Origin of the sequence: Streptomyces sp. NPDC029044 (assembly GCF_040637495.1) — a bacterium.
In the GTDB taxonomy this organism is placed as follows: domain Bacteria; phylum Actinomycetota; class Actinomycetes; order Streptomycetales; family Streptomycetaceae; genus Streptomyces.
In genome coordinates, this window is sequence record NZ_JBEZWN010000037.1 from 72,002 (window position 1) to 79,784 (window position 7,783).

Annotated in this window: 5 protein-coding genes; 4 read left to right on the forward strand and 1 reads right to left on the reverse strand. The window is 72.3% G+C overall.

Annotated elements, in window-relative coordinates; all coding sequences use genetic code 11:
- Window positions 1–92 precede the first annotated feature (92 nt).
- Window positions 93–1,739, forward strand: coding sequence for a M4 family metallopeptidase (locus AB0E85_RS26115; RefSeq protein ID WP_361931688.1), 1,647 nt, complete (start codon window positions 93–95; stop codon window positions 1,737–1,739).
- 63 nt (window positions 1,740–1,802) lie between these two features.
- Window positions 1,803–2,339 carry a DUF1990 domain-containing protein gene (locus AB0E85_RS26120; protein ID WP_361931691.1) on the forward strand — a complete coding sequence of 179 codons (537 nt, stop codon included), beginning with the start codon at window positions 1,803–1,805 and terminating at the stop codon, window positions 2,337–2,339.
- A gap of 75 nt (window positions 2,340–2,414) precedes the next feature.
- Here AB0E85_RS26120 and AB0E85_RS26125 read toward each other — a convergent pair whose 3' ends face one another.
- Window positions 2,415–5,033: a glycosyltransferase family 1 protein gene (locus AB0E85_RS26125; RefSeq protein ID WP_361931693.1), complete on the reverse strand. Its 2,619-nt coding sequence runs from the start codon at window positions 5,031–5,033 to the stop codon at window positions 2,415–2,417.
- Window positions 5,034–5,310: 277 nt separating this feature from the next.
- Between AB0E85_RS26125 and AB0E85_RS26130 the strand changes: the two genes are divergently transcribed.
- Together AB0E85_RS26130 and AB0E85_RS26135 are read left to right on the forward strand one after the other, a co-directional pair.
- Window positions 5,311–6,513: a S8 family peptidase gene (locus tag AB0E85_RS26130; protein ID WP_361931696.1), complete on the forward strand. Its 1,203-nt coding sequence runs from the start codon at window positions 5,311–5,313 to the stop codon at window positions 6,511–6,513.
- 215 nt (window positions 6,514–6,728) lie between these two features.
- The coding region (locus tag AB0E85_RS26135) for a maltotransferase domain-containing protein (protein ID WP_361931698.1) at window positions 6,729–7,783 on the forward strand (1,055 nt) is incomplete at its 3' end.

Here is a 7,783-nt window from a genome sequence, read left to right on the forward strand (position 1 = left end):
CACGGCCACTCCTGACATGTACGCGTCTCAAGTGCCACTCTTCCCCCACGCCGCACAGCACCCCAGCGCTTCCCCCACACCTAGGAGCTCGTGTGACCTCCCCTCTCTACGCGCGTCACAGGCGCGCCACGCTGGCCATCGCCACCGCCGTCGCCGCCGGTGCCCTGCTCACCACCGGACTGACCCCCGGCAGCAGCGTCGCCGCGGACTCCGCGGGCAAGCCGGCACTCGCCGCCGCCCCCGTCCTTCTCTCCGCGCCCGCCCGCACCGCGCTCATCCAGGAGCAGCAGGCGGACGCCACGCGGACCGCGGACGAGATAGGCCTCGGCGCCCAGGAGAAGCTGGTCGTCAAGGACGTCGTGAAGGACGCCGACGGCACCGTCCACACCCGCTACGAGCGCACCTACGCGGGCCTGCCGGTCCTCGGCGGCGACCTCGTCGTGCACGAGTCGAAGTCCGGCGCGAACAAGGGCGTCACCAGAGCCACGAAGGCCACCCTCGAGGTCGCCTCGCTCAAGCCGGCCGTCTCCGCGGCCAAGGCGGAGAAGCAGGCCGTGACCCTCGCCAAGGCGGCCGGCTCGGAGAAGACCGAGGCGAACTCCGCGCCCCGCAAAGTGATCTGGGCGGCCGACGGCAAGCCCACCCTCGCCTACGAGACGGTCGTCGGCGGCCTCCAGGAGGACGGCACCCCGAACGAACTCCACGTCGTCACCGACGCCGCCAGCGGCAGGAAGCTGTACGAGTACCAGGCCGTCGAGACCGGCACCGGCACCACCACGTACAGCGGCAAGGTCGACCTCACCACCACCAAGTCCGGGTCGGCGTACAACCTGACCGACGGAACACGCGGCGGCCACAGGACGTACAACCTGAACCGCGGCACCTCCGGCACCGGCACCCTCTTCTCCGGCCCGGACGACGTCTGGGGCACCGGCAACCCGTCCAACCCGGAGACCGCCGCCGCCGACGCCCACTACGGCGCCCAGGTCACCTGGGACTTCTACAAGAGCGCCTTCGGCCGCAGCGGCATCCGCAACGACGGCAAGGCCGCCTACTCGCGCGTCCACTACGGCAACAACTACGTCAACGCCTTCTGGTCGGACAGCTGCTTCTGCATGACCTACGGCGACGGCTCGGGCAACACCCACCCGCTCACCTCGCTCGACGTGGCCGCGCACGAGATGAGCCACGGTCTGACGTCGGCCACGGCCGGTCTCAACTACAGCGGCGAGTCGGGCGGCCTGAACGAGGCCACCTCCGACATCTTCGGCGCGGGCGCGGAGTTCTTCGCGAACAACTCCTCGGACGTCGGTGACTACCTCATCGGCGAGGAGATCGACATCAACGGCGACGGCAGCCCGCTGCGCCACATGGACAAGCCCAGCAAGGACGGCTCGTCCAAGGACAGCTGGTCCTCCAGCCTCGGCGGCCTGGACGTCCACTACTCCTCCGGCCCCGCCAACCACTTCTTCTACCTGCTGTCCGAGGGCAGCGGGAAGAAGACCATCAACGGCGTGGCCTACGACTCGCCGACGTCCAACGGCTCCACGGTCACCGGCATCGGCCGGACCAAGGCGCTGCAGATCTGGTACAAGGCGCTGACGACGTACATGACGTCGACGACCAAGTACGCGGCCGCCCGCACGGCGACCCTGAACGCGGCCTCGGCGCTGTACGGAGCGAGCAGCACCGAGTACAAGGCGGTCGCGTCCGCCTGGTCCGCCGTCAACGTCGGCTGACCGCGGCATGACCGAAGGGCGGTACCCGGAACGAAGGCAGCTCCGGGTACCGCCCTACTCTTGGTGACCGTGTCTCATCCGGAACCGCAGGACTTCACCTACGCCGACGTCGGCGCCACCCGCGACCAGGGCTTCTGCCCGCCGGGCTTCCGTCCCATGAACGTACGCACCCGTCTCGGCGAGGGCGAGGAGGTCTTCCGCCGCGCCTCGGAGGCCGTCCTCACCTGGGAGATGCACCGTGCGATGGGCGTGGGAATCGACGCGACCGCGGACCGCGCCGCCCCCGGCGTGGACGTCACGGTCACCCTGGCCGGCATGATCAAGGCCCCCTGCCGCGTGGTCTGGACGGTCGAGGAACCCCGCCGGGCGGGCTGGGCCTACGGCACCCTGCCCGGCCACCCGGAGACCGGCGAGGAGTCCTTCGTCGTCGACCGCACGGGAGACGGCACGGTCTGGCTGACGGTGAACGCGTTCAGCCGGGCCGCCAAGTGGTACGCGAAGGCGGGCGGCCCGGCGACCAGAGGCTTCCAGCATGCGTACGCGCGCAGGTGCGGCACCGTCCTGCGGAACTTGTCAACGCAGGGTGACGAGCCCACCTAGGGGCGCGGGGCTGTATCGATGTGCGGCTCCGCCGCGTGGGCGCGAGCAACCCCCCACGCACCCGCGGACGGCGACTCACCGCATCAACAGCCCCGCAGCCGCCACCAGCTCCTCGCTGGGCCCCGCCACCAGCCCCAGCTCCGCGCTCGAAGCCATCAGCCGATGCGCAGGCAGGATCCGCACCGTGTACCCGAAAGGCCCGGTGCGATCCAGCGACAAGGGCCCTTCGTAGACCCAGCACCCCTCCTGGTCGGCGGAGCCCACCGGCTTCAGGGGCACGACCGTCGCGTCACCGATCCGGTCCTCCTCGTCCACCCGCCCCGAGACGACCTGGACATCCACGTCGTCGGGCCCGAGATCGCCGAGGGCGACCCGTACGCGCAGCCCCAGCGTCGTACCGAGCTCGGCCAGCGCGTCGGACGCCGATGTCTCCACGTGGTCGACCGTGACGCCCGGCCAAGCCGTCCGCACCCTGTCCTTCCACTCGGCGAGGTCCCGGGCCGCGTCCGGCCCCATGGACCGGTGGGAGAGGGCCGCGGGCGCGTAGAGCCGCTCCACGTACTCCCGCACCATCCGCCCGGCCAGCACCTTCGGCCCGAGCAGACTCAGCGTGTGCCGGACCATCTCGATCCACCGGTCGGGCAGTCCGCTCTGCCCGCGCTCGTAGAAGCGGGGCGTCACCCGCTGCTCCAGCAGGTCGTACAGCGCCGCGGCCTCTATGTCGTCGCGGTGGTCGGGGTCGGTCCCGGTGCCGTCGGCCGTGGGGATGGCCCAGCCGAAGTCGGGCTGGAACCACTCGTCCCACCAGCCGTCCAGGACGGAGAGATTGAGACAGCCGTTGAGCGCCGCCTTCATGCCGGACGTGCCGCAGGCCTCCAGCGGCCTGAGCGGGTTGTTCAGCCAGATGTCGCAGCCGGGGTACAGCTTCTGCGCCATCGCCATGCCGTAGTCCGGCAGGAACACGATCCGGTGCCGCACCCGCGGGTCGTCCGCGAACCGCACCAGTTCCTGCACCAGCCGCTTCCCTCCGTCGTCGGCCGGGTGCGCCTTGCCGGCGACGACGATCTGGACGGGCCGCTCGGGGTGCAGCAGCAGGTCCATCAGCCGGTCCCGGTCGCGCAGCATCAGCGTCAGGCGCTTGTACGACGGGACGCGCCGGGCGAAGCCGATCGTGAGGACGTCGGGGTCGAGGACGCCGTCGATCCAGCCCAGCTCGGCCGTGTGGGCGCCGCGCTGCCGCCAGGAGGCGCGCAGCCGCTCGCGCACCTCCTCGACGAGCTGCTCGCGCAGGACCCGGCGCAGCTCGAAGATGTCCCGGTCGGGAATGTCGGCGACCGCGTCCCAGCGGTCCGAGCCGCCGACGGTCAGCGCCTCCTCGGCACGCCGGTCGCCGATCTGCCGGGCGCCGAGCCGGAACACCTCGGGGGCGACCCAGGTGGGCGCGTGCACGCCGTTGGTCACCGACGTGATCGGCACCTCGTCGGCGTCGAAGCCGGGCCACAGGCCGGCGAACATCTCGCGGCTGACGTTCCCGTGCAGCAGGGAGACGCCGTTGGCGCGCTGGGCCAGGCGCAGGCCCATCACGGCCATGTTGAAGAGGTTGGGCTCACCGCCGGGGTAGCTCTCCATGCCGAGCCGCAGGACGCGGTCGACGTCGATGCGGGGCAGCTCGGCGTCGGGGCCGAAGTGGCGGGCGACCAGCTCGCGGTCGAAGCGGTCGATGCCGGCGGGGACGGGGGTGTGGGTGGTGAACACGGTGCCGGCGCGCACCGACTCCAGCGCGGAGTCGAAGTCCAGCCCCTCGGCGCAGAGTTCGGCGATGCGCTCCAGGCCGAGGAACCCGGCGTGCCCCTCGTTGGTGTGGAACACCTCCGGCTCTGGGTGGCCGGTCAGCCGGCAGTACGTCCGTACCGCCCGGACTCCTCCTATGCCGAGGAGCATCTCCTGGAGCAGCCGGTGCTCGCTGCCGCCGCCGTAGAGCCGGTCGGTCACGCCGCGCTCGCCGAGGTCGTTCTCCTCGACGTCGGAGTCCAGCATCAGCAGCGGGACCCGGCCGACCTGCGCCAGCCAGATCCGGGCGTGCAGCTGCTTGCCGCCGGGCAGGGCGAGGGCGACCTGGGCGGGGGTGCCGTCGGGCTCCTCCAGCTGGACGACGGGCAGCTCGTTGGGGTCGAGGACGGGGTAGTGCTCCTGCTGCCAGCCGTCCCGGGACAGGGTCTGGCGGAAGTAGCCGTGCCGGTAGAGCAGGCCGACGCCGATCAGCGGGACGCCGAGATCGCTGGCCGCCTTGAGGTGGTCGCCGGCCAGGATGCCGAGGCCCCCGGAGTACTGGGGCAGGGCGGCCGTGATGCCGAACTCGGGCGAGAAGTAGGCGATCGCGGCGGGCAGTTCCTCGGGCTGGGTCTGGTACCAGCGCTCGCCGGTCGTGTAGTCGTGCAGGTCGCCCGCGACCGCGGCGAGGCGGCGCAGGAACGGGCCGTCCCCGGCCAGCTCCGCGAGGCGCGCGGGCGGCACGCTGCCGAGCAGCCGGACGGGGTCTCCGCCCGAGGCGGCCCACCGCTCGGGGTCCACCGACCGGAACAGGTCACGGGTCTCCGCGTGCCACGACCAGCGCAGGTTGCGGGCCAGATCACCGATCGGCCGGAGGGGGTCGGGGAGAACGGGTCGGACGGTGAATCGACGGATCGCCTTCACGGGTTCCACCTCGGCGCGTTCGCTGGATTTCGCAGGGCTTCGACGACGTCTCCTACGACAGTACCGGCGTCGGTGCCTCCACCGCTGAGGCTCCGCCGCCCGCCGCCCGATCGGCCTGAACAGCACCATCCGCGGATATGGCCGATTCCGCACCCATAGGCGTCCTTGTGGTGCTTCACACGTCACGAGAGGCTGCCTCTGGCGTAACCGGCCCGTGCCCGCCGTACGCGGCGCCGCGCGGCAGCCGTACGCCGAGTCGAGGAGGGGAACTCGGACCATGGCTCGGACGCGCGAGCGGCGTCTGCGCCGGACGGGGGGCCTGGTGGCGGCGGTCTGTGCCGCGGCGTTTTCGGCCACCACCCTGCCCGCGCACGCCGTACCGGAGGGGCGGATACTCGGCGCCGGATCACCCGGCTCCGTGCACGGAAGTTACCTGGTGACGCTGAGGGAGGGCACGGTTGCCGGGTCGGCGGCCGGAAAGGGGCTCGCCGGACGGTACGGGGTGGAGATCAGCCACACCTACGGCACGGTCCTGAACGGCTACGCGGTCCGCGCGGACGAGAGACAGGCCGGGCGGCTGGCCGCCGACCCCCGGGTCGCCTCGGTCGTCCAGGACACCCGCGTACGGCTCGACGGCACCCGGAAGAACCCCCCGTCCTGGGGGCTGGACCGCGTCGACCAGCCGAAGCTGCCGCTGGACCGGAGCTACACCTGGCCCGGGAAGGCCGGTGCCGGGGTGACGGTCTACGTGATCGACACCGGCGTCCGGACCACGCACCGGGACTTCGGCGGCCGGGCGGGCCACGGCTGGGACTTCGTCGGGAACGACCGGGTCGCCTCGGACGCCAACGGCCACGGGACGCACGTCGCCGGCACGGTCGCGGGGACGGACCACGGCGTCGCCAAGAGGGCCCGGATCGTCTCCGTGCGCGTCCTCGACGCCGCGGGCGGGGGCACCACGGCCCGGGTGATCGCCGGGATCGACTGGGTGACCCGGCACGCGAGGAAGCCCGCGGTCGCCAACCTGAGCCTGGGCGGCCCGCGCAACGACCGGCTGGACGCCGCCGTCCGTGCCTCCATCGCCTCCGGCGTCACGTACACGGTCGCCGCGGGCAACGACGGCATGCCGGCCGGCCTGTACTCCCCGGGGAGCGTCAAGCAGGCCATCACGGTCGGGGCGACCGACCGGGGGGATACGAAATCGGCCTTCTCCAACCACGGTCCGGCGCTCGATCTGTTCGCCCCGGGCGTCGGCATCACCTCCGCGTCCGCCGCGAGCGACACCGCGCGGGCCACCTCTTCGGGTACCTCGATGGCGTCCCCGCACGCCGCGGGCGCGGCCGCGCTGTATCTGGACGATCATCCGAAAGCGACTCCGTCCCAGGTCGGGAGGGCTTTGACGGCCGGAGCGGCGACCGGGAAGGTCTCCGGCCGAGGCGTCGGTTCGCCGGACAAGTTACTGCGGGTGCCGCGCGAGTAGGGCGAAGGAGCAGCCATGTCAGGGGGCCGGCCTCGTCCGTCGCGGACGAGGCCGGTCTTGTGTGTCGACATACGCGTGAGTAGTTAACAAAGTGCCGGATTGCCCACCCGAATAGGGTGGGAAGGCTCCTGCGGGTACCCCTCTCAGGAGCACCAAGCAGGACCCACCTCCCCACAGACCTCCGCCCACCCACGTTGACGCGGACAGGAGCGGTCATGCCCGCCAAGCACCATTCGCCAGCACCCCCCAACCGCCGCACCACCGGGGCGCGCGCGCCCGGCGGCGAAGCACGCCCCGCGCGCCCCGCCGATGCCGGTCCGCCGGCCTCGCCACCACCACCGGGCGACGCGACCGCCGTCGGGCGCATACCCGTCCTCGACGTCCGCCCGGCGGTCCAGCAGGGGCGCCGGCCGGCCAAGGCCGTCACCGGCGAGACCTTCGAGATCTCGGCGACCGTGTTCCGGGAGGGGCACGACGCCGTGGCGGCCAATGTCGTCCTGAAGGACCCCGAGGGCCGGCCCGGGCCGTGGACGCCCCTGCGGGAGCTGGCCCCGGGGACGGACCGCTGGGGCGCCACGGTCACCGCCGGGGAACCCGGCCTGTGGACGTTCACCGTCGAGGCTTGGGGGGACCCGGTCGGTACCTGGCGTCACCACGCCGAGATCAAGATCCCGGCCGGCATGGACACGGACGTCGTCCTGGAGGAGGGCGCGCGTCTGTACGAACGGGCGGCCGCCGGGGTGCCCGAGGAGGAGGGACTGCGCGACGTGATCCTCTCCGCCGTCGACGCCCTGCGGGACGAGGACCGCCCCGCGGCGGCCCGTCTGGCGGGGGCGCTGACGCCGGAGGTGGAGGAGGTCCTGGCGCGGTATCCGCTGCGGGATCTGGTGACCAGCAGTGAGCCGTTGCCGCTGCTGGTGGAGCGGGAGCGGGCGCTGTACGGCTCCTGGTACGAGTTCTTCCCGCGCTCCGAGGGCACGCGCGAGCAGCCGCACGGCACGTTCGCCACGGCGGCCCGCCGGTTGCCGGCGATCGCGGCGATGGGCTTCGACGTGGTCTACCTGCCGCCGATCCACCCGATCGGCACCACCTTCCGCAAGGGGAAGAACAACACCCTCTCCCCCGGCCCCGACGATGTCGGGGTGCCCTGGGCGATCGGCTCGCCCGAGGGCGGTCACGACGCGGTGCACCCCGCTCTGGGCACGCTGGAGGACTTCGTCGCCTTCGTCCAGCGGGCGCGGGAGCTGGGCATGGAGGTGGCGCTGGACTT